This window comes from Bacillus sp. JAS24-2 (genome assembly GCF_008274905.1).
GTDB classification, from domain to species: Bacteria; Bacillota; Bacilli; order Bacillales; family Bacillaceae_G; genus Bacillus_A; species Bacillus_A cereus.
On record NZ_CP031068.1, the window covers coordinates 1,700,123 to 1,722,164 of the forward strand.

Consider the following 22,042-nt stretch of genomic DNA (forward strand, 5'->3'; position numbering starts at 1 on the left):
AGTAGTTTTCCCCTTTAAAATGTTAACTTGATGAAATTATTGTATTTATTCTTACTCATTATTTCAATACATTTAAATATATTATATGGTAATTTCATTTGAACACGAAAGTTTCCTTAATGCAAATTATATGCCTTTATGCAATGGATGGTGTGATAACGTAAAATGAATTGGGAGTTTATGGTGTGATGACGTGGGGAAACATAGTGAATTAAAGGGCTGTTTTTGAAATTTATGTGAACATAAAGCCGATAATACAGCATATTAATTGATGGAATTGCATTTGTATGATATATAATATATTGGGATTACAACATAACCATAGTGTTTTGGTGTGTAATCTTGTTTTTTATTTTTGTTAACTGATAGAAAATAGTATAAAGAAAAGAAAATGGGATTCATTTTCTTATTATATATGTTTTGATATGAACGTTAACTTATACATGATTTAAAAAATTAGATAGGTGGTAGAAATACATTGGCAACTACAAAACCATACAGAGTATTACTATATTACATGTACACAACAATTGAAAACCCAGAAGAATTCGCGGCAGAGCATTTAGCATTTTGTAATTCACTTGAATTAAAAGGAAGAATTCTTGTAGCAAAAGAAGGTATTAACGGAACTTGTTCTGGAACTGTAGAACAAACAGAGAAATACATGGAAGCAATGAACAATGATCCACGTTTTGACGGTATCGTATTTAAAATAGATGAAGCTGATGGTCATGCATTCAAGAAAATGCACGTGCGTCCTCGTCCAGAGTTAGTTACACTTCGTCTAGAAGATGACATTAACCCGCACGAAATAACTGGGAAGTATTTAGAGCCAAAAGATTTTTATGAAGCAATGAAACAAGAAGATACAGTTATCATTGATGCACGAAATGATTATGAATTTGATTTAGGTCACTTCAAAGGTGCGATTAAACCTGATATCGAATCCTTCCGTGAATTACCAGATTGGATTCGTGAAAACAAAGAAGTACTTGAAGGTAAAAAGATTTTAACTTATTGTACAGGCGGAATTCGTTGTGAGAAGTTTTCTGGTTGGTTAGTTCGTGAAGGCTATGAAGATGTAAGTCAGCTTCACGGCGGAATTGTAACGTACGGAAAAGACCCAGAAGTACAAGGTGAGCTTTGGGATGGACAATGTTACGTGTTCGATGAGCGTATCGCTGTACCAGTAAACCAAAAAGAACATGTTATCGTTGGTAAAGACCACTTTACAGGTGAACCTTGTGAGCGCTATGTAAACTGTTCAAATCCAGAATGTAATAAGAAAATTTTATGTTCTGAAGAAAACGAAGCGAAATATTTACGTGCATGTTCTCATGAATGTCGTGTAAGTCCACGTAACCGCTACGTAATACAACATGAATTAACGGAAGAGCAAGTAGCTACTGCATTAGAGCAAATCGAAGCAGGGAAATAAATTGAATTCGTATAATAAAAAGGGGTACTCCAAGTTTTATTTTGGAGCACCCTTTTTTTATTATACGGTTCTGTCATTTGTCGGTTTTTGTCGGTAAGTCGATATATCTTGAAAATCGCTGATATATTTTGAGTTGCGCTGATATATCTTAAAAATCGCTGATATATTTCGAGTTGCGCCGATATAATCGGAAAATCGCTGATAAAAATTTCACTTACTGCAGCGCACCAAGAATTTGAAAATAACTTTCTTTAATTTTTATCTTCTTTCTCTTTAACGGCAGAAAGTACAGTTTGTTTTACCCAAGCTTTTCTTCGTTTATGCTGTAAACCCCATTGGTATAAACTTTGGGCTCCTAAAATAAGTGAAATGACAATGCCGCTAATCGCGATTAATAGAGCGAAAAATTCAAGAGGTGACGATATTTTGTTTGAATCGGTGTTTCTTAAAAGGTCAATCATAGTAAACCCTAACATTTGGCCCACTACAGAGTAGAGCGTTAAAATTAATAATAAAAGGCTATCTTTTTTAGAGGCGACATTTTCTTGATATTTAAACAAACTATCAAGATTTTGTTTCGCGTTCGAGTATAGAACCTCAATATTAAAAAGTTTTCTTAAGCGGAAGAAAATATCTTCACTTTGTGATTGGGATACTAATTCTAAAGAAAAATAATTAGCAGTGAACGAATTGATCGAATAAATTAATTTCTCTATTTCATTAGTATCTTTTTCAATGTTTAGCTCAGCATAGGCGTTTGCCATTTTTAATAAAACAATTTTATGGAATAGGTTTAATAATAAAGCGTAATAAAATTCTCCATACATTTGACTAGCAAGTTTAGCGATTTCGCGTTCTCCTTCATTTGTTACACATGTAAAAATATGTTCTTCCATTATGAAATAACGATTTGGAGCCCATCTCTGGTAAGCGTGTTTTTTTAAATAGTCATGAATGTAAGGAAGGTTATTTGCACTCACATATGGCTTACCATCACTTGTTAATCCGGAAAGACTAGAAGTACGATAAACATCCACTTCATTAAGTTCCATACCTTCTTTTAGTGACAATAAAGTTTGGACGTACATTCTTTGGTCTTCGAAGAATGGGAAGGTTTGAAAGTATGAACTTCTTAATCTCTTCTTTTCAAAGAAATCAGTTACGCCATGAAATAAATAACCAAAAATGAATTTTTCAACTTGGGAATACTTTTTTCCGTTACATTCAATACAAATAGTCTCATTTGTATCATTTTTAGTTTCAAGTACACGGAAGCGAGCAGCGAATTCGATTGCTTCAGATAAAGTCATGCTTGGAGCAGTGTTTACTTCTGTTCGAATTGTTAAGAAGCCAAGTTCATAAGGACAAAGTGTTACATCAATAGAGTGTATCTTGAATGGGATTGAAATAAGGTTTGTTGTTAAATGTCCAGTTAAGTTAAGGTCCTTTGAATAACGTTGCAAGCCCTTTTGATGCTCTGAGTGAGGAAAGAGAATTTTATTTGTAAATGAAAGATAGTATGCTTCCATATTTTGATGTGAAACTTTAAACTCCCCATAATATGTATTTTCATCATAGAGATGATCGAGCCGAAAAGGACGGAAATCGTTTTTTTGTAAGAAAGGGAACATATTTTGTTCATATCCAGCTTTAAACGAAAACGGGAATATAAATTGAAATATAGCTGTTGCTACATCTTTTTCCTCAATTGCTTGTATTGCCTCCATCTACATTGTTTCCTTTCCATATATGCTATAGAAACAACATGCCCAAATTTATTTGAAAATAACCACTGTTTTATACTCGATTGAGAGTGAAAATTCAGCTTATTTAGCAGAGGACATGTATAATGTTATGTATACTAAAAGTTATAAAATTGTATTTTGAAAAGGGGGATGCTGTATGCGGATTTTAGTATTAGGCGCTGGTGGAGTCGGAGGATTTTTTGGTGGCAGATTAGTCGAAAAGGGAGAAGATGTTACATTTCTTGTTCGTAGTAAACGGAAAAAACAATTAGAGGAAAGAGGACTTGTAATCCGAAGTGTTAACGGGGATTTCTCTTTCCAACCGAATTTAATAACGAAAGAAGAGAGAACTTCTCCATTTGATGTCATTTTATTTTCAACAAAAGCGTATCACTTAAACGAGGCAATTCAAGATTTGAAGCCGTTTGTTGGCGAAAATACTGTAATCATTCCATTGTTAAATGGTATCGCTCATTTATCGCTATTACAAAAAGAATTCGGCGAAGAAAAAGTACTTGGCGGTTTATGCTTTATCGAGACGACGTTAAACGATCAAGGAGAAATTGTACAAACTAGCGCTGCCAACAGACTTGTGTTTGGAGAAATTAAGTCTCAAAATTCAGAGAGAGTAAAGCATATTTCTAAAGCATTTGCAGGTACGAAATCTAGTTTTGTTTTAAGTGAAAATATCACGCAAGATATGTGGCATAAATATTTATTTATTACTGTAATGTCCGGTGTGACAACGTTAATGCGTGCACCAATTGGACCAATTCGTGAAAGTGAAGGCGGCCGTGATTTTATCCGTAATGTATTTGAGGAATCTGTACAAATTATGAAAGTATTAGGAGCTCCAATAAAGGTTAATATTGCCCAGGAACATATGAAAACAATTGATAAAATTTCGTATGATATGAAGTCATCGATGCAACGTGATATGGAGAAGGGTTCGTTTATTGAAGGGAAGCACTTGCAAGGATATTTACTGGATGTAGCAGAGCAATTTTCTATAGCGGCACCATTATTAGGCACTATATATCAAAATTTAAAGGTGTATGAAGAGATGACCTTTAACAGATCTGTAATAGAATTAGATGTATGAAAAAATAAAAAAGATAGCAATATATAAGTGTATTGCTATCTTTTTTATTTTTTTGTATGACAAATTATTTATTTCTTTTCGTTCTATCTGTCAAATTTATTTCCTGTTCACGTTTACCATATAACTGATTAATTTCATTTGCTACTGCATCTAAATATGAATCGGAAAAAATAGGCTTCTTTTCTTTAGACATAGGGGTCTCCTTTGCGGATTTTTTAGTATTCATTATGTATATTTCTCAGTGGATTATGCACAATCATTTTAATTTTTTTCTTATTAAAAATTTTTGTTTACTTTTTGAAAATAAAGGAGTATTATAATCCACAGTTTCAATTTTCTAAATCGCTGAAACCGCATGGTACGGGGGACCCGTTTTTACGGATTAGTACATAATCCGATGGGGTGAATCCTTAAAAAAGGTAGGGCTACTCATAGGCCCGAATCCGACAGCTAACCTCGTAAGCGTTATATTGAGAAGGAAGGTGGAGCTTGTGCGACAAAAAAAATAATGTCTACAAGTCTATTTCGCTATGGCTTGTAGACATTTTTTGTTTTCTGAGTAAATAGTTTACTGGCTGCAACAAGCAGAAAAGTTCGTACAAAATTATTGGAGAGTGGACAGCATTGGTTTCATCTATTAAAAGATTTTTAATTGGAAGACCGTTAAAATCAACGGAGCTTGGAGAACAAAAGCTTAATAAAACGAAAGCTTTAGCTATTTTATCTTCTGACGCATTGTCATCAGTTGCTTACGGTCCAGAGCAAATTTTAATTGCTTTAGCAGGTGTTGGAGCGATCGCTTATTGGTATTCCATTCCGATCGCTGTTGGGGTATTAGTATTATTGACAGCCCTTATTTTATCTTATCGTCAAATTATTTTTGCTTATCCGCATGGCGGGGGAGCGTATGTTGTATCAAAAGAAAATTTAGGGATGAATCCAGGCTTAATTGCTGGAGGATCTTTATTAGTTGACTATATTTTAACTGTTGCGGTAAGTGTGTCCGCTGGTACAGATGCAATTACGTCTGCGTTTCCTAGCTTACATGCACACAACGTAATTATTGCGGTTATATTTGTTATATTAATTACGATATTAAATTTAAGGGGAGTAACGGAATCAGCTTCCGTTTTAGCATATCCTGTTTATTTATTCGTTTTAGCACTATTTATATTAATTGGTGTGGGCATATATAATATTTTAACTGGTCATGTTTCACCCACTTTACATGCGCCAATTGGTACACCAGTTGCAGGGATTAGTTTATTTTTATTACTAAGAGCATTTGCATCAGGTAGTTCTGCTTTAACAGGTGTTGAAGCAATTTCAAATGCAATTCCGAACTTTAAAGATCCTGCGCCAAACAATGCTGCAAAAACATTGCTTGCAATGGGTGCATTACTTGCTGTGTTATTTTCAGGAATTGTATTTTTAGCTTATTATTACGGAGTGACTCCGAGTAAAGAAGTAACAGTTGTTTCTCAAATTGCTGAACAAACATTTGGACGTAATTTCATGTACTATTTCATACAAGGTACAACAGCTTTAATATTAATTCTTGCTGCTAATACAGGTTATTCTGCATTTCCTTTATTAGCGGTTAACCTTGCAAAAGATAAATTCATACCGAGAATGTTTACGATTAGAGGAGACCGCCTAGGTTACTCAAACGGTATTATTATACTTGGAGTTGCTTCGATTATTTTAATTGTAGCTTTCCAAGGGCAAACAGAACATTTAATTCCACTATATGCAGTAGGTGTATTTATTCCATTTACACTTTCTCAAACAGGGATGGTATTAAAATGGCTTCGCGAAAAGCCTGAAGGATGGGCTTTAAGATTAACGGTTAATTTAATTGGTGCAGTTATTAGTTTTATCGTAATGAGCATGTTCTTTTTAACTAAATTTGCACAAGTTTGGTCGATTCTTATTTTCTTACCAGTTATTATCTTCTTATTCCATCGAATTAAGAAGCATTATGATGCAGTGGGTGATCAATTAAGTTTAAAAACTTGCGAGCCTCTTATTCCAATTGAGGGGAATGTAATTGTCGTTCCTGTAGCAGGTATGACGCATGTAGTAGAAAATTCATTGAACTATGCGAAATCGCTTTCGGCAGATCAAGTTATCGCAGTATATGTTGCTTTTGACAGAGAAGAGGAAAAGAAATTTGAGGAGAAATGGAAGAAGTGGCAACCTGAAGTAAGGCTTGTTACATTACATTCTCATTATAGAAGTATTATTCAGCCGCTAACGAAGTTTATCGATACAGTGCAATATAAGGCAAGTGAATCGAATTACCGTGTTACGGTCGTTATACCACAGTTCATTCCGAAAAAAGGTTGGCATAACATTCTTCATAATCAATCCAGTTTACTTATACGTGCGTATTTACTTTATAAAAGAAATGTTGTTATTACGACAGTTCCATATCATTTGAAAAAATAAGAAAATTTTTTAAGGATAGCTTCGCGAAAATGAAGCTATCCTTTTTGTGTATATGCTATGCATAATTGCATATGGGGTTAAAAATTATACTAATATAACTTCATTGGTTATTTGAAAGTAGTGTTTTCTGTTGTGATATGTAGATATTTCAATCGATAAAGTGAATCGGATTATATTTTGAAATAAGGACATGAAAGCTTGAAAATAAAGGGAATGAAAATACTTCTTTACGATATATAAACAGCTGTGTTTAAATGACCTTACAGTACAAAACTTATATGAAAACAAAATGAAATTTCATATTTACGTATGTTGTTTAGTTTAAAATGAATAATATTTTTATGTAATATATTCACTGTGTGAATGTGGGAATTTCGATGAAATAGAAAATTTATACAATATTATTCATACTAAACACATATGAAAAATAATGAAATGTTTTGTGACGATAAGTAAGTACTGTAGCAATACGAGAGAGGTGGTTCATACATAGATCACGTTGAGAACGTTCTCTATTTTAACCATCTCAAATTATGGGCAAGAAAATAGAATAATAAAATGCGATAGTAATAGTTGCTAATACATAGGAGGAGTTAAAGTGAAAAAGACTTTAATTACAGGGTTATTGGTTACAGCGGTATCTACGAGTTGCTTCATTCCTGTAAGCGCTTACGCTAAGGAGGGGCAAACGGAAGTGAAAACAGTATATGCGCAAAATGTAATTGCTCCAAATACATTATCCAATTCAATTAGAATGTTAGGATCACAATCACCGCTTATTCAAGCATACGGATTAATTATTTTGCAACAGCCAGACATTAAGGTAAATGCGATGAGTAGCTTAACGAATCATCAAAAGTTTGCAAAGGCGAATGTACGAGAGTGGATTGATGAATATAATCCGAAGCTAATTGACTTAAATCAAGAGATGATGAGATACAGCACTAGATTCAATAGTTATTATAGTAAGCTCTATGAACTAGCAGGAAATGTAAATGAAGATCAGCAAGCAAAAACAGATTTTATGAGTGCATATGGAAAATTACAATTGCAAGTACAGAGCATCCAAGAGAGTATGGAGCAAGATTTATTAGAGTTAAATCGATTTAAAACAGTATTAGACAAAGATAGTAACAACTTATCAATTAAAGCCGATGAAGCAATAAAAACACTGCAAGGATCAAGTGGAGATATTGTGAAATTAAGAGAAGATATTAAAAGAATTCAAGGGGAAATTCAAGCTGAACTAACTACTATTTTGAATAGACCTCAAGAAATAATTAAAGGTTCTATTAATATCGGTAAACAAGTATTTACAATCACAAATCAAACTGCACAAACGAAAACAATCGATTTTGTTTCTATCGGTACTTTAAGTAATGAAATTGTAAATGCTGCAGATAGTCAAACGAGAGAAGCAGCTTTTCGCATTCAGCAAAAGCAAAAAGAGTTATTGCCACTTATTCAAAAGTTATCACAAACTGAAGCAGAGGCGACTCAAATTACATTCGTTGAAGATCAAGTAAATAGCTTTACAGAATTAATTGATCGTCAAATTACAACTTTAGAAACGTTATTAACGGATTGGAAAGTTTTAAATAATAATATGATTCAAATTCAAACAAATGTTGAAGAAGGCACGTATACAGACAGTAGTTTACTTCAAAAACATTTTAATCAAATTAAAAAAGTAAGTGATGAAATGAATAAGCAAACAAATCAATTTGAAGATTACGTTACAAACGTTGAAGTACATTAAATAGAAAAATAATTAGCGATATAGGGAGAGAAGAAAAATGACAAAAAAACCATATAAAGTAATGGCTCTATCAGCACTTATGGCAGTATTTGCAGCAGGAAATATTATGCCGGCTCATACGTATGCAGCTGAAAGTACAGTGAAACAAGCTCCAGTTCATGCGGTAGCAAAAGCTTATAATGACTATGAAGAATATTCATTAGGACCAGAAGGCTTGAAAGATGCAATGGAAAGAACAGGTTCAAATGCTTTAGTAATGGATCTGTATGCTTTAACAATTATTAAACAAGGTAATGTTAACTTTGGAAATGTATCGACTGTTGATGCAGCTTTAAAAGGAAAAGTGATTCAGCACCAAGATACAGCTAGAGGAAATGCTAAGCAATGGTTAGATGTATTAAAGCCACAGCTTATTTCAACGAATCAAAACATCATTAACTACAATACAAAATTCCAAAACTATTATGATACTTTAGTTGCTGCGGTAGATGCAAAAGATAAAGCGACTCTTACGAAAGGCCTAACTAGATTATCAAGTAGTATTAATGAAAATAAAGCGCAAGTGGATCAGTTAGTAGAAGACTTGAAAAAATTCCGAAATAAAATGACGTCGGATACGCAAAACTTCAAGGGTGATGCAAATCAAATTACATCTATATTAGCTAGTCAAGATGCAGGGATTCCACTTCTGCAAAATCAAATTACAACGTACAATGAAGCAATTAGTAAATATAATGCAATTATTATCGGTTCATCTGTTGCGACAGCTCTAGGACCAATTGCAATTATTGGTGGTGCAGTAGTTATTGCTACGGGCGCAGGAACACCGCTAGGAGTCGCATTAATTGCAGGTGGTGCAGCAGCTGTAGGCGGTGGTACAGCTGGTATCGTATTAGCGAAGAAAGAACTTGACAATGCACAAGCTGAAATTCAAAAAATAACTGGACAAATTACAACTGCTCAATTAGAAGTAGCTGGGTTAACGAACATTAAAACACAAACTGAGTATTTAACAAATACGATTGATACTGCAATTACAGCGTTGCAAAACATTTCAAACCAATGGTATACAATGGGATCAAAATACAATTCTTTACTTCAAAATGTGGATTCAATTAGTCCAAACGATCTTGTTTTCATTAAAGAAGATTTAAACATTGCGAAAGATAGCTGGAAAAACATTAAAGACTATGCAGAAAAGATTTATGCTGAAGATATTAAAGTAGTAGATACGAAAAAAGCATAATCGAATACGAATCGTTAGGGCGTTAAGTGTTGATGAATGATTTGAAGCTCCTGTTCAGTTGTGAGCAGGAGCTTTTGATATCCTTATAAAGAGAATAGGTGAAAAATATGCAGAAACGATTTTATAAAAAATGTCTTTTAGCGGTAATGATTGCTGGGGTGGCAACGAGTAACGCATTTCCTTTACATCCTTTTGCAGCAGAACAAAATGTAACGGTGCTACAAGAAAATGTGAAAAACTATTCTCTTGGACCAGCAGGATTCCAAGATGTAATGGCACAAACGACATCAAGCATATTTGCAATGGATTCATATGCAAAATTAATTCAAAATCAACAAGAGACGGATTTAAGTAAAATAAGTTTGATTAATAGTGAATTTAAAGGGAATATGATTCAGCATCAAAGAGATGCAAAAATTAATGCAGCATATTGGTTAAATAATATGAAGCCTCAAATTATGAAAACAGATCAAAATATTATAAATTACAATAATACTTTTCAATCGTATTATAATGACATGTTAATAGCGATTGATCAAAAGGATAGTGGAAAATTAAAAGCGGATTTAGAAAAGTTGTATGCGGATATTGTAAAGAATCAAAATGAGGTAGATGGATTATTAGGAAATTTGAAAGCTTTTCGCGATAGAATGGCGAAAGATACAAATAGTTTCAAAGAGGATACAAATCAGTTAACAGCGATATTGGCAAGTACGAATGCTGGTATTCCAGCTCTAGAGCAACAAATAAATACATATAACGATTCGATTAAAAAGAGTAATGATATGGTCATTGCTGGTGGCGTACTTTGCGTAGTTCTAATAACATGTCTTGCTGGCGGGCCGATGATTGCGGTTGCGAAAAAAGATATCGCAAATGCAGAAAGAGAAATCGCCAATTTAAAAGATAGAATTTCAGGAGCACAAGCAGAAGTCGTAATTTTGACTGATGTAAAAAATAAAACAACAAACATGACAGAAACAATTGATGCAGCAATTACAGCACTACAAAACATATCAAATCAATGGTATACAGTAGGTGCAAAGTATAATAATTTATTACAAAACGTAAAAGGAATTAGTCCGGAAGAGTTTACGTTTATAAAAGAAGATTTACATACAGCGAAAGATAGCTGGAAAGATGTAAAGGATTATACAGAAAAATTACATGAAGGTGTGGCAAAGTAAACAGTGGACTAGTTCTGCTGTTTATTTTTTATCCTGTTTTTTGTGAGAGTTGAGCTTGCAATTATATATAAGTTTGTCATGTGTTTTATCAATGTGGCTATTGGGTAATAGTTAATCAAATTGATACGAATAACCTAAATAAATTTCTGATCAAGTCTTTTATATGTAATGTTTTAATGAAAAAAGCTATACTGTAAGCAAAACTAAAAATTGGAGAGGAAATACTACAACATGGAAAATTATTTGTTATTTATCCTTACAGCAATGTTAATCATAATCATGCCTGGTCCTGGTTTTGCGCTAGTTACAAAAAATACTATCTCGCATGGTAAAAATGGCGGGATAAAGACTGTTTTAGGAACGATATCTGGAATGATGATTCATACAATAATGGCTACGTTAGGACTTTCTGCTATCTTAATGAAATTTGCTATGTTATTTACATTTATAAAATATGCTGGGGCTGTTTATTTAATTTATTTAGCTGTAAAGTCAATTAAAAGTGCCTTACATAAAAAAGAAGATATGTCAGGTTCAGCAGAAATGGACTCTAAGGATATTGGGGCAATTAAAAGCTTTAGACAAGGATTTACTACGGCAATTTTAAATCCAAAAACCGCTGTATTTTTCCTTAGTTTTTTACCCCAATTTATTGTGAGTAATCAAAATCATTTCTTCCAATTTCTTTTGTTAGGACTCACATTTACGACTTTGACAGCAATATGGTATTTACTTTACATCTCACTCATACGTCAATTAAGAACTTTTTTAAGAAAAGAAAGAGTGAACCGTACAATAGAGGGTATTACAGGCGCCGTATTATTAGTATTTGGAGTTAGATTGTTTTTCCAAAAATAAATATGTAGATAAAACGAGAAATAAAAAAGTTGATTATTTCTCGTTTTATTCTTTAAAATCTGCAACAGAATCAGGATTTCCCCTCAAAGTATAAATTCCAAGAGGAACCGTTTTTTTATTTACTTATATACGTACAGCTGTACCACTGACAGCAACCATTAACATTCCATCACGAACAACTTCGTAATCTACGTCAATACCAACGATAGCGTTCGCACCCTTTTCTTTTGCAAGTTCTTTCATTTCGCCCATTGCAATATCACGAGCGTCTTTTAGTTTACTTTCATAAGCACCAACACGGCCACCGACAACATCACGAACGGAAGCGAATACATCGCGGACAATATTTGCACCCATAATAGCTTCACCATTTACAATATCAATATACTCAATAATCTCTTTACCTTGAATTCCAGAAGTTGTTGTTACAATCATGACTGACACTCTCCTAATATTTTATAATTTTTGATTAGCTTTCTTATGTCATAGAAAAAGTAGTTCTGGTGCCAAAAATGCTTGATAGAAACATAGAATATTTTTGGCATCAGAAACAAGTCTAGTTTCTTACAGAATGAAAGCAAGGCAATTGTTTAACATGTGTATCGCTATAACATATGCAATGGATCTTTTAGAAATAAGATAAGCCGCAGTAAGTATCAACGATCCAGGTAAATAAATAGCAATATCCGCAAGTTGGTTCGTATGAAGAAGTGTAAAAATCATAATCGAAATGATAGATGCAATAGCAGTACCAATATGGTAAGAAAAACGATTTATTAATATGTGGCGAAACACAATTTCTTCAAGTGTTGGACCCAGAATACCAAATACAAGCAATGTAAATACAAGAGGTACCTCTGCACCCGTTTCAAGGAGCTGCTCTTGGTTCTCTGGTTGACCAGTTGCTAGAAAATGCATAACACATTGTTCCACAATTAACGTAAATAAAACTACCATAGGAATACTTACTATTTTCAAAATTGTCTTCTCTTTAAAATAAGTAAAACTTTCAATAATTTCTTTCCTAAAGCAAATGATTCCTACAATAGCAGGTACAGTAAAACCGATGGCACTAAGAACAAATTCTGATTCAACTAAATTGACATTAGCTAAAAGTGATATGCCAAATAATATGTACAAGCCAATTTGAAATGGTACAAACAGTGTAAAGATTATTAGCATAATGATTTCTTTTTTATTCATTTTTATAAAGTTCACTGTATTGCCCCCATAATTAAATTACCTATAATTTTTGATTTTTCTTTCTGCATAACGCTCTCCTTCTAAATATATTTATATAAGATTATAAACCGGACGGTTCGGTCCGAATCGAAATCTAATGATACTACAAGTTTCTAGTTTTTTAAACCCTTTTTATAAAGTATTAACAAAATCAAAATGGAAAAAAGCAAATATATTTATATTTTAGTTGCTTTGTTACAATTTAATTCCAGTAATCATTAATGGTTAATCTTTTATAGAATGAAGTGAAAGTGGGAGTAGTTCAAACACTTTAGCTAAACATATTGATAAAAATTATATATAATAATCATATGTCTATACATTAAAATTAACTATATATTTTTACACCTCTACGATTTTAGATAAAATTAGTTGTATAATATGACTGAATTAAACAATTGGTCATGTTGTTTTAACGGAAAATTCACTTAATTTATGTAGGTAATACAATTTGATTAACTTCTTTTCAAACTGTATTCTTTGAGGTTTCCATAAGATAGGGATTGATAAGATATTTCTGTTCCAAACTTATTTATACTTACAAAAAAATTAAGAAAATAGAGGGTAAACATTACCTAGAATATTAGGATCGTTTTCATTAGGAGGATTACAAAGCATGACTAAAGTTGATAAGGTTAAAGAAAAAATTATTGAAACATCTTTATATTTATTTAATACTAATGGGATAACTCGCACATCCATTCAGGATATAATGACAGCTACTGAACTACCTAAAGGATCTATTTATCGTAGATTCAAAAGTAAAGAAGAAATTGTCCTTGCTGCCTACGACAAAAGTGGTGAGATTATGTGGAGTCATTTTCATAAAGCAATGGAAAATAAAAAGACAGCAATTGATAAAATCCTTGCAATTTTCCTTGTATATCAAGATGCAGCTAATAATCCTCCTATTGCTGGAGGCTGTCCATTACTTAATAGCGCAATCGAAAGTACTGGAGTATTTCCAGAATTACAAAAAGCAGCAGCAAAAGGTTATGATGATACAGTAATGTTAATGGCTTCTCTCATAAAAGAAGGAATAGAGAAACAAGAATTTAAAGAAGATATAGAGGTTATATCACTCGCTTCCTTTCTTGCCTCTGCAATGGAGGGGGCTATTATGGCAAGTCGAGTATCTAACGATAATATACACCATCATTATTTTATTGAACAAATAAAACATCATCTTTTCACTTATTCTAAATAAGTGAGAACTTGCATTGTTTCCATCCAATTTTTATAAAATTAAATTGAGTAAATACCCCTTATAAATAGTAACTTCTGTTTATAAGGGGTATTTGAATAGTTTTTAGATGATGTTTCATGTTTCTTATTGAACGGCTTTGTTATCGTTACTACAGAAAAAATGTGAATTAAATGTTAATTGATTTACATGTTTCAAGCGTATCTATATTGAGTTTGTAAATCTACACAATAAGTTTTCATTATATATTAAGTGTAGTAGAAGTTCAGATAGATAAAATTCGGTAGTCGAATTTTTTTGCATAAAGCTGTATAATGCTTGTAACGAAAGGGAAATACAGGAAGGGATTTGTAATGAGTTACTATGGAAAAAGATAAACAACAATTAAGCGTTGAAGTTGCAAGATTATATTATCAATCAGATTATAGTCAGCAAGAAATTGCTAACAAATTAAATATTTCAAGACCAACAATTTCTAGATTGTTAAAGTACGCGAAAGAAAAAGGGTTTGTTCAAATTAGCATCGCTGATCCATTTGCGGATTTAGATAACGTCGGGAATTTACTGAAAGAAAAGTATAACTTATTAGAGGCACATGTTGTATTTTCTCCAGTTCCGGAATATGCAACGATTACAGAGTATATTAGCAAATATGCAGCTGAGTATATGGAAAAGACGGTTAAAAACGGTGATATTGTTGGTGTAAGCTGGGGAATGACGATGTATGAAATCGCTAGAAAAATCGTACCGCAACATGTAAAAGGGGTAGAGGTTGTTCAGTTAAAAGGTGGTATTAGTCATTCGAGTGTAAATACATATGCGAATGAAACAATCGCTTTATTTGCAGATGCTTTTCAAACGACGCCAAGAAATCTCCCCCTTCCAGTTATATTTGATAATGCAGTGACGAAAGAATTAGTAGAGCAGGATCGACATATTCATCACATTATCGAAATGGGGAAACAAGCGAATATTGCAATTTTCACTGTAGGAACAGTTCGAGACGAAGCGCTATTATTCCGATTAGGTTATTTCGATAAGGATGAAACGAGTTTACTCAAAAAACAATCGGTCGGTGACATTTGTTCACGATTCTTTGATGGGGACGGAAATATTAGTAGTGAAGAAATTAATAAGCGGACCATTGGAATTGAGTTAGAAGAACTGAAATTAAAGAAACGTTCTATTTTAGTTGCAGGTGGTAATAGAAAAATAAAAGCAATTGATGGTGCGTTACGTGGCGGGTATGCAAATGTATTAATTATCGATCAGCATACAGCGAAAGAATTATTACATTATCAAAAAGATTAGAAATAAAAGGCGTTCTCAAGATGTTAATTTTGAGAATGCCTTTTATTTTGTTATGTATGAATGATAGGAGTTTTTTTGAACACAAATTGCCTTTTTAAAAATAATTATGGATATGGAGATACATACTACCATTGTTAACATAAAAATTTTGATTATATATCTGAAATGTTCTTTGTTAGAATGCGCTTTATTTACTACAAGATGATTCCTTTTAAAAAAGAATGAACAAAATTTCAAAAGTGTATTTACATTTGTTCAACTAAGAGTTAGAATGAAGTTGTTAAAAGATATGAGGAGTGAAGATAATGAACATTGCAAAGTTAATTGACCATACAATTTTAAAAGCTAATACTACTAGAGAAGATGTTATGAAAGTAATCGAAGAAGCAAAGGAATATAAATTCGCTTCTGTTTGTATTAACCCAACATGGGTAAAATTAGCGGCTGATGAACTAGCTGGACATGATGTAGACGTTTGTACTGTAATCGGTTTCCCATTAGGAGCAAGCACGACTGAAACAAAAGCATTTGAAACAAAAGATGCTATCGCAAAAGGTGCAACTGAAGTTGATATGGTAATCAACGTAGGCGCTTTAAAAGATGGCGACAACGAACTTGTTGAAAAAGATATTTATGAAGTAGTACAAGCAGCAAAAGGAAAAGCTCTTGTAAAAGTAATCATTGAAACTTGCCTATTAACAGATGAAGAGAAAGTACGCGCTTGTGAATTATCAGTAAAAGCTGGTGCTGACTTCGTAAAAACTTCAACTGGATTCTCAACTGGCGGAGCAACTGCTGAAGATATCGCATTAATGCGTAAAACAGTAGGACCAAACGTTGGTGTAAAAGCATCTGGCGGTGTTCGTACACGTGAAGATGCAGACAAAATGGTAGCTGCTGGAGCTTCTCGCGTTGGAGCAAGTGCTAGTGTTGCAATCGTATTAAATGATGCAAAAGGTGCTACAGATAACTACTAATCATTAATGAAGTGAAGAGCAATAGATACACAAAGTAAAGTGTATCTATTGCTTTAATAATTGAAAAAATGTAAGCGGATACGAATGGGAGGAGACGGCTTATGAAATACTTAATTGGTATTTTTGGCCTCGTATTGATTTTAGGTATCGCTTGGCTTGCTAGTAATAATAGAAAGAAAGTCAAATATCGCCCAATCATAACGATGGTTATATTACAATTTATTTTGGGGTTTTTATTATTAAATACAAGTGTAGGGAATATATTAATTAGCGGAATAGCAGATGGTTTTGGAGAGTTATTAAAATATGCCGCTGATGGTGTGAATTTCGTATTTGGTGGATTAGTAAATCAAAAAGAGTTTTCGTTCTTTTTAAGTGTATTAATGCCAATCGTATTTATATCAGCTTTAATAGGTATTTTGCAACACATTAAAGTATTACCTATTATTGTGAAATCTATCGGTCTAGCATTAAGTAAAGTAAATGGAATGGGGAAACTAGAATCATATAATGCAGTTGCTTCTGCGATTTTAGGACAATCTGAAGTGTTTATTTCAGTTAAGAAACAATTAGGGTTATTGCCAGAGAAAAGAATGTATACATTATGTGCATCTGCAATGTCTACCGTTTCAATGTCTATCGTCGGATCATATATGGTGTTATTAAAACCGCAATATGTTGTAACCGCTTTAGTGCTTAACTTATTCGGTGGCTTCATCATTGCTTCTATCATTAACCCGTATGAAGTTACTGAGGAAGAAGATATGTTAGAAGTACAAGAAGAAGAGAAAAAGACTTTCTTTGAAGTATTAGGGGAATACATTATTGATGGATTTAAAGTTGCGATTACAGTAGCAGCTATGTTAGTCGGTTTCGTTGCTCTTATCGCATTCATTAATGCAGTATTTAAAGGTGTAATCGGTATTTCATTCCAAGAAATTCTTGGTTATGCATTTGCACCATTTGCATTTATTATGGGTGTACCTTGGCATGAAGCAGTTAATGCCGGAAATATTATGGCAACAAAATTAGTATCGAATGAATTTGTCGCTATGACAGATTTAGCACAAGGAAACTTTAATTTCTCAGATAGAACGACAGCGATTATATCTGTATTCTTAGTTTCATTTGCAAACTTCTCTTCAATTGGGATTATTGCAGGGGCGGTTAAGAGCTTAAATGAAAAGCAAGGGAATGTAGTCGCAAGATTTGGTTTGAAATTACTATTTGGTGCAACATTAGTAAGTTTCTTATCAGCAACAATCGTTGGCTTATTATTTTAATAGATTCGTATCATATAAAAAGGAATGGTGATTGTAATGAGAATGGTAGATATTATTGCAAAAAAACGTGACGGCAAAGAATTAACGACTGAAGAAATCAAATTCTTTATTAATGGATATACAGACGGAAGTATTCCTGATTATCAAGTGAGTGCGCTTGCAATGGCAATCTTCTTTAAAGATATGACAGATCGCGAACGTGCAGATTTAACGATGGCGATGGTTGAGTCTGGTGAAACGATCGACTTGTCAGCAATTGAAGGAATTAAAGTAGATAAACATTCAACTGGCGGTGTTGGTGATACGACAACATTAGTATTAGGACCATTAGTAGCTGCTTTAGATGTACCAGTAGCAAAAATGTCTGGTCGTGGTTTAGGACATACAGGCGGAACAATTGATAAATTAGAAGCGGTAGAAGGATTCCACGTTGAAATTACGAAAGAGCAGTTCATTGATATTGTAAACCGTGACAAAGTAGCTGTTATTGGACAAACAGGAAACTTAACACCTGCAGATAAAAAGATTTATGCATTACGCGATGTAACAGGAACGGTTAACTCAATTCCTCTCATTGCAAGTTCAATTATGAGTAAAAAAATTGCAGCAGGTGCTGACGCAATCGTACTTGATGTAAAAACAGGTGCTGGTGCATTTATGAAAACAGAAGAAGATGCAAAAGAATTAGCACATGCAATGGTACGTATCGGAAATAATGTAGGACGTCAAACTATGGCTGTTATTTCAGACATGTCACAACCGCTTGGTTTTGCGATTGGTAACGCTCTAGAAGTAAAAGAAGCGATTGATACGTTAAAAGGTGAAGGTCCAGAAGATTTAACAGAATTAGTACTTGTATTAGGTAGCCAAATGGTCGTACTTGCGAAAAAAGCAAATACGTTAGAAGAAGCTCGTGAAATGCTAATTGAAGTGATGAAAAACGGAAAAGCAACTGAGAAGTTTAAAGAGTTCTTAAGCAATCAAGGCGGAGATAGCTCAATTGTAGACAATCCAGAAAAAATGCCACAGGCGAAGTATGTAATTGATGTACCTGCAAAAACTTCAGGTGTTATTTCTAACATTGTTGCAGATGAGATTGGTATTGCAGCTATGTTACTTGGTGCAGGTCGTGCAACGAAGGAAGATGAAATCGATTTAGCAGTAGGATTAATGTTACGTAAAAAAGTTGGCGATGCAGTAAAAGAAGGCGAGCCATTCGTAACAATCTACGCAAATCGTGAAAATGTAGAAGATGTAAAAGCAAAAATTTATGAGAACATCTCTATCGCTGAAACAGCAGTGGCTCCTAAATTAGTTCATACAGTTATTACTGACTAATCATCATTTCGTTTACTTTGAGGGGGAAATAATATGGGTAAGAAAAAATATATTGAAGAAGCAAACAAGATGTTATCGAAAGCGTATATTCCGTATTCTAAATTTCCTGTTGGCGCAGCGTTAGTTACGAAAGAAGGGAAAATCTATACTGGTTGTAATATAGAAAATGCTTCTTACGGTTTATGTAACTGTGCAGAAAGAACAGCAATATTTAAAGCAGTATCAGAAGGTGAGCGCGATTTTAGTTACTTAGTTATTACAGGAGAAACTGATGGACCGATTTCACCATGTGGTGCGTGTAGACAAGTAATTGCTGAATTCTGTGATCCGAAAATGCCTGTATTATTAACGAATGTAAAAGGTGATGAAAAAGAAGTGACTGTTGAGCAGTTACTGCCAGGTGCTTTCTCAATAGAAGATTTAAAATAAATTGAAAAGCCATTCTACAATTATTATTTGTGGAATGGCTTTTTTATTTTCAAAAATTGAATGTAATATTTTGTTCATACTCCGTTCATAAACTTTGCTTAAAATAATTGCAGCGAATATAGAAAGTTTACAACAGGAGGAATAGAATGAAGAAATTATATAATGCGGCATTTATTTACTTAATTATTGGTTTATTATCAGGTGTATTTGCAAGAGAGTATTCGAAAGCACAAGGAATTAAAGGATCCACAATGTTGCAATTAGTGCATACACATGTATTAGTGCTCGGTTTTGTATTCTTTTTAATTGCTTTAGCCTTATGTAAAGTGTTTCATGTACAAGAAACAAAGAGCTTTTGTGCATGGTTTGTTGTTTATAATGTAGGAGTAATCTTTACTATTGCTACAATGCTATGGAGAGGTCTTCTACAAGTAAATGGAACTGACTTTTACGGTTTAAGCCATATGGCTGGATTAGGTCATGTTATTATAAGTGTCGGGCTCGTTTGGTTTATGATTTTGCTCAAAAAGTCTTTTAAATAGATAGGAGTGGGAAGAGTATGATAGCACTTTTATCAAGTATTTTAGCGGTTTGTATGGCTGTTGGTGTCATGTTTCTGCGCTTTAAAGCAGCGAAAAAGCCGGTAACGAAAAAGAAAATTATATTGCCGCCAATTTTTATGAGTACAGGCGCAACGATGTACTTTTTACCAGAGTTTCGATTAACATCGTTAGAAATAGTTGAGGCAATTAGTATAGGGCTTATCTTTTCTATTTTTCTTATTAAAACAACTAAGTTCGAAATAAAAGGCGAACATATATTTATGAAACCGTCAAAAGCATTCATATTTATTTTAGTAGGCTTATTAGCTGTACGCGTGGCATTAAAGTCATATTTAAGCCAATCAATTGATTTGGCAGAGTTAAGCGGCATGTTTTTCTTACTTGCATTTGCGATGATTGTGTCGTGGAGAATTGCGATGTATCGCTCGTTTACTAAATTAAAAAAGACAATAAAAAGAGCTGGAATTTCTATATAGGAAATCCAGCTCTTTTTATGTTTTATTAGAATTCTTTAGCGCGGAACTCATTTGCTTAATTTTAAACGTATTTGAGCATCTTGTAATGCAGCAGGTGTAACGTTAAGACCATTTTGATCAACAATTTTTGTGTTTAATAAAATGGAATCTAGGCTTCCACGAAATGTTTGTGTATAGTTTTGGCGCAACATTTGTTGTTCTTGTTTTTCATCAACTGTTAATCCATTCGCTTTTTCTTTTTTTGACAATTCGTTAATACGGAATAAAATGTTTTTCATTTGTTTCACCTCTAGTTAGATGTAATTACATTAGCTACTTACTAATGTATAGTTATTGTAACCTATCTTTTAATAAGTGTCAATGTCTATAAAATGCTTTGTTTTGTATGTGTATGGATGAGAGAGGATGTAAATGAATATTAATACTTGAAATAGAAAAGATGCTAATATACAATACTATGGTAGGGTATAAAGAGTTGTTGTTTTACATTATGAAAGTAATAAGTAAAAAGGAGTATGCAATAATGAATGCAGTAATTTCAAAGAAAGAAACAATCATCTCATATACGATTGCTATTTTATTTATTTTAGCTATGGTAACAGCTGGTGTGTTATTAAATGATCCGGAAGTCATTTTGCCGGAAATAGCAGCGATGGCAATTGCTTTATGGGCGTATCGCGAGCCAGGATGGTTAAGACAACCAGAAAAAATCTTTATTGCACCGTCAATAACAGCTGTTATTGGTTTTGCAGTGAATCAAATGGATATTTCCTATATAGGAAAAGTTAGCTTAACACTTATATTAATGATGTTGTTTTTATGTGTTATTCAATCCAATTTAGCACCATCCATTGCGACAGGTTTATTACCGTTAGTAACAAATGCGACGGAATGGTCATTTGTTATCGCGGTATTTGCTTTAACATTTATTTTAATGATAGGTGTTCTTATATTTAAATTGAACAACGGTATTGAGCGAAAAGTGCAAATACAGTATAAATATATGACTGTATTTCTAATACTAAATTTCGTATGGATCAGTTTATGCTGGATAACTGGTTATGAACAATTAGCAGTTATTCCACCAATATTAGTTGTTGTGTATGAATCACTTCAAAAGCCGATGTATAATGAAAAAATGGCTTTTAAACAAATATTAGTATTAACTGCATCGGCAACTGTTGGAACTTTATTGTATTTTGCAATTGATTCATGGATTGTAGTCACGTTATTAAATATGATATTAATGGTTATTTTATTAAAAATCGTTGGAGTACGTATTCCAGCAGCGTATGCATTTCCATTATTGCCACTCGTATTTCCTGATGAAATGATAAAAATGTTACCAGTAGCTTCATTTGTTGCGGGAGTATTTTTATTTGGTGCAGTACTACTGTATAAAAAGTGGGAGATGAAGCAAAAGGACATGTAGA

Annotated in this window: 21 protein-coding genes and 1 riboswitch; of the genes, 16 read left to right on the top strand and 5 right to left on the bottom strand. The window is 33.2% G+C overall.

Annotation, left to right across the window (positions count from 1 at the left end):
• Positions 1-478: 478 nt before the first annotated feature.
• Positions 479-1,438 (top strand): oxygen-dependent tRNA uridine(34) hydroxylase TrhO, encoded by a 960-nt coding sequence (gene trhO, locus DN407_RS08950; RefSeq protein ID WP_000246215.1) that lies wholly within the window; start codon positions 479-481, stop codon positions 1,436-1,438.
• A gap of 251 nt (positions 1,439-1,689) precedes the next feature.
• On the opposite strand, the gene DN407_RS08955 is transcribed toward trhO, so the two are convergent.
• Positions 1,690-3,165 (bottom strand): hypothetical protein, encoded by a 1,476-nt coding sequence (locus DN407_RS08955; protein ID WP_097999014.1) that lies wholly within the window; start codon positions 3,163-3,165, stop codon positions 1,690-1,692.
• Positions 3,166-3,340: 175 nt separating this feature from the next.
• Here DN407_RS08955 and panE point away from each other — a divergent pair, with 175 nt between their 5' ends.
• Entirely contained in the window at positions 3,341-4,285 is a 945-nt protein-coding gene (gene panE, locus DN407_RS08960; protein ID WP_001221910.1) for a 2-dehydropantoate 2-reductase, read from the top strand.
• Positions 4,286-4,349: 64 nt separating this feature from the next.
• Here the strand turns inward: panE and DN407_RS32055 are convergent, their stop codons facing one another.
• A complete protein-coding gene (locus DN407_RS32055) occupies positions 4,350-4,478 on the bottom strand; it encodes a hypothetical protein (protein ID WP_000031873.1) in 129 nt (42 codons plus the stop codon).
• Between the two features lie 140 nt (positions 4,479-4,618).
• Positions 4,619-4,765: riboswitch (cyclic di-AMP (ydaO/yuaA leader) on the top strand.
• Between the two features lie 144 nt (positions 4,766-4,909).
• Between DN407_RS32055 and DN407_RS08965 the strand changes: the two genes are divergently transcribed.
• The 5 genes from DN407_RS08965 to DN407_RS08985 all read left to right on the top strand — a co-directional run bounded on the left by DN407_RS08965 (position 4,910) and on the right by DN407_RS08985 (position 11,786).
• Positions 4,910-6,736, top strand: a complete 1,827-nt coding sequence (locus DN407_RS08965) for an APC family permease (protein WP_000254887.1) — start codon at positions 4,910-4,912, stop codon at positions 6,734-6,736.
• Between the two features lie 598 nt (positions 6,737-7,334).
• Positions 7,335-8,495, top strand: coding sequence for a non-hemolytic enterotoxin NHE subunit A (gene nheA / locus DN407_RS08970; RefSeq protein ID WP_000751832.1), 1,161 nt, complete (start codon positions 7,335-7,337; stop codon positions 8,493-8,495).
• A 37-nt stretch (positions 8,496-8,532) separates the two neighbouring features.
• Complete coding sequence (gene nheB / locus DN407_RS08975) at positions 8,533-9,741, top strand: non-hemolytic enterotoxin NHE subunit B (RefSeq protein ID WP_000162975.1); 1,209 nt, start codon at positions 8,533-8,535, stop codon at positions 9,739-9,741.
• A 107-nt stretch (positions 9,742-9,848) separates the two neighbouring features.
• Complete coding sequence (gene nheC, locus DN407_RS08980; protein ID WP_149216182.1) at positions 9,849-10,928, top strand: non-hemolytic enterotoxin subunit C; 1,080 nt, start codon at positions 9,849-9,851, stop codon at positions 10,926-10,928.
• 231 nt (positions 10,929-11,159) lie between these two features.
• Positions 11,160-11,786, top strand: a complete 627-nt coding sequence (locus DN407_RS08985; protein ID WP_000432986.1) for a LysE family translocator — start codon at positions 11,160-11,162, stop codon at positions 11,784-11,786.
• Positions 11,787-11,909: 123 nt separating this feature from the next.
• Here DN407_RS08985 and DN407_RS08990 read toward each other — a convergent pair whose 3' ends face one another.
• Together DN407_RS08990 and DN407_RS08995 are read right to left on the bottom strand one after the other, a co-directional pair.
• The gene (locus DN407_RS08990; RefSeq protein ID WP_000637518.1) at positions 11,910-12,221 is read right to left on the bottom strand and encodes a heavy metal-binding domain-containing protein; all 312 of its coding nucleotides are present in this window, start codon (positions 12,219-12,221) and stop codon (positions 11,910-11,912) included.
• Between the two features lie 129 nt (positions 12,222-12,350).
• A complete protein-coding gene (locus DN407_RS08995) occupies positions 12,351-13,004 on the bottom strand; it encodes a CPBP family intramembrane glutamic endopeptidase (RefSeq protein ID WP_001009295.1) in 654 nt (217 codons plus the stop codon).
• Positions 13,005-13,644: 640 nt separating this feature from the next.
• Here DN407_RS08995 and DN407_RS09000 point away from each other — a divergent pair.
• From DN407_RS09000 to DN407_RS09035, 8 genes are all read left to right on the top strand, one after another.
• Positions 13,645-14,235, top strand: a complete 591-nt coding sequence (locus DN407_RS09000) for a TetR/AcrR family transcriptional regulator (RefSeq protein ID WP_000169647.1) — start codon at positions 13,645-13,647, stop codon at positions 14,233-14,235.
• Between the two features lie 360 nt (positions 14,236-14,595).
• A complete protein-coding gene (locus tag DN407_RS09005; protein ID WP_000409782.1) occupies positions 14,596-15,543 on the top strand; it encodes a DNA-binding transcriptional repressor DeoR in 948 nt (315 codons plus the stop codon).
• A 305-nt stretch (positions 15,544-15,848) separates the two neighbouring features.
• On the top strand, positions 15,849-16,520 hold the full coding sequence (gene deoC / locus DN407_RS09010; RefSeq protein ID WP_001017452.1) for a deoxyribose-phosphate aldolase: 672 nt from the start codon (positions 15,849-15,851) through the stop codon (positions 16,518-16,520).
• Between the two features lie 101 nt (positions 16,521-16,621).
• Positions 16,622-17,803: a NupC/NupG family nucleoside CNT transporter gene (locus DN407_RS09015; RefSeq protein WP_000876171.1), complete on the top strand. Its 1,182-nt coding sequence runs from the start codon at positions 16,622-16,624 to the stop codon at positions 17,801-17,803.
• A 36-nt stretch (positions 17,804-17,839) separates the two neighbouring features.
• Positions 17,840-19,141, top strand: a complete 1,302-nt coding sequence (locus tag DN407_RS09020) for a pyrimidine-nucleoside phosphorylase (protein WP_001983022.1) — start codon at positions 17,840-17,842, stop codon at positions 19,139-19,141.
• 33 nt (positions 19,142-19,174) lie between these two features.
• Positions 19,175-19,570 carry a cytidine deaminase gene (locus DN407_RS09025; RefSeq protein ID WP_000516778.1) on the top strand — a complete coding sequence of 132 codons (396 nt, stop codon included), beginning with the start codon at positions 19,175-19,177 and terminating at the stop codon, positions 19,568-19,570.
• A 146-nt stretch (positions 19,571-19,716) separates the two neighbouring features.
• Positions 19,717-20,112, top strand: coding sequence for a DUF2871 domain-containing protein (locus DN407_RS09030; RefSeq protein WP_000737863.1), 396 nt, complete (start codon positions 19,717-19,719; stop codon positions 20,110-20,112).
• 17 nt (positions 20,113-20,129) lie between these two features.
• Positions 20,130-20,609, top strand: a complete 480-nt coding sequence (locus DN407_RS09035; protein ID WP_000561046.1) for a CcdC family protein — start codon at positions 20,130-20,132, stop codon at positions 20,607-20,609.
• Positions 20,610-20,656: 47 nt separating this feature from the next.
• Here the strand turns inward: DN407_RS09035 and DN407_RS09040 are convergent, their stop codons facing one another.
• Positions 20,657-20,887, bottom strand: a complete 231-nt coding sequence (locus DN407_RS09040; protein WP_000789773.1) for a DUF896 domain-containing protein — start codon at positions 20,885-20,887, stop codon at positions 20,657-20,659.
• 245 nt (positions 20,888-21,132) lie between these two features.
• Here DN407_RS09040 and DN407_RS09045 point away from each other — a divergent pair, with 245 nt between their 5' ends.
• Positions 21,133-22,041, top strand: a complete 909-nt coding sequence (locus tag DN407_RS09045) for an HPP family protein (protein ID WP_000994720.1) — start codon at positions 21,133-21,135, stop codon at positions 22,039-22,041.
• Position 22,042 lies beyond the last annotated feature (1 nt).

Bases quoted from the DNA above. Each gene is read 5' to 3' on its own strand.
- DN407_RS08955 (WP_097999014.1), bottom strand. From the start codon at position 3,165: ATGGAGGCAATACAAGCAATTGAGGAAAAAGATGTAGCAACAGCTATA.
- panE (WP_001221910.1), top strand. From the start codon at position 3,341: ATGCGGATTTTAGTATTAGGCGCTGGTGGAGTCGGAGGATTTTTTGGT.
- DN407_RS32055 (WP_000031873.1), bottom strand. From the start codon at position 4,478: ATGTCTAAAGAAAAGAAGCCTATTTTTTCCGATTCATATTTAGATGCA.
- nheB (WP_000162975.1), top strand. From the start codon at position 8,533: ATGACAAAAAAACCATATAAAGTAATGGCTCTATCAGCACTTATGGCA.
- nheC (WP_149216182.1), top strand. From the start codon at position 9,849: ATGCAGAAACGATTTTATAAAAAATGTCTTTTAGCGGTAATGATTGCT.
- DN407_RS08985 (WP_000432986.1), top strand. From the start codon at position 11,160: ATGGAAAATTATTTGTTATTTATCCTTACAGCAATGTTAATCATAATC.
- DN407_RS08990 (WP_000637518.1), bottom strand. From the start codon at position 12,221: ATGATTGTAACAACAACTTCTGGAATTCAAGGTAAAGAGATTATTGAG.
- DN407_RS09000 (WP_000169647.1), top strand. From the start codon at position 13,645: ATGACTAAAGTTGATAAGGTTAAAGAAAAAATTATTGAAACATCTTTA.
- DN407_RS09005 (WP_000409782.1), top strand. From the start codon at position 14,596: ATGGAAAAAGATAAACAACAATTAAGCGTTGAAGTTGCAAGATTATAT.
- deoC (WP_001017452.1), top strand. From the start codon at position 15,849: ATGAACATTGCAAAGTTAATTGACCATACAATTTTAAAAGCTAATACT.
- DN407_RS09015 (WP_000876171.1), top strand. From the start codon at position 16,622: ATGAAATACTTAATTGGTATTTTTGGCCTCGTATTGATTTTAGGTATC.
- DN407_RS09020 (WP_001983022.1), top strand. From the start codon at position 17,840: ATGAGAATGGTAGATATTATTGCAAAAAAACGTGACGGCAAAGAATTA.
- DN407_RS09025 (WP_000516778.1), top strand. From the start codon at position 19,175: ATGGGTAAGAAAAAATATATTGAAGAAGCAAACAAGATGTTATCGAAA.
- DN407_RS09030 (WP_000737863.1), top strand. From the start codon at position 19,717: ATGAAGAAATTATATAATGCGGCATTTATTTACTTAATTATTGGTTTA.
- DN407_RS09035 (WP_000561046.1), top strand. From the start codon at position 20,130: ATGATAGCACTTTTATCAAGTATTTTAGCGGTTTGTATGGCTGTTGGT.
- DN407_RS09040 (WP_000789773.1), bottom strand. From the start codon at position 20,887: ATGAAAAACATTTTATTCCGTATTAACGAATTGTCAAAAAAAGAAAAA.
- DN407_RS09045 (WP_000994720.1), top strand. From the start codon at position 21,133: ATGAATGCAGTAATTTCAAAGAAAGAAACAATCATCTCATATACGATT.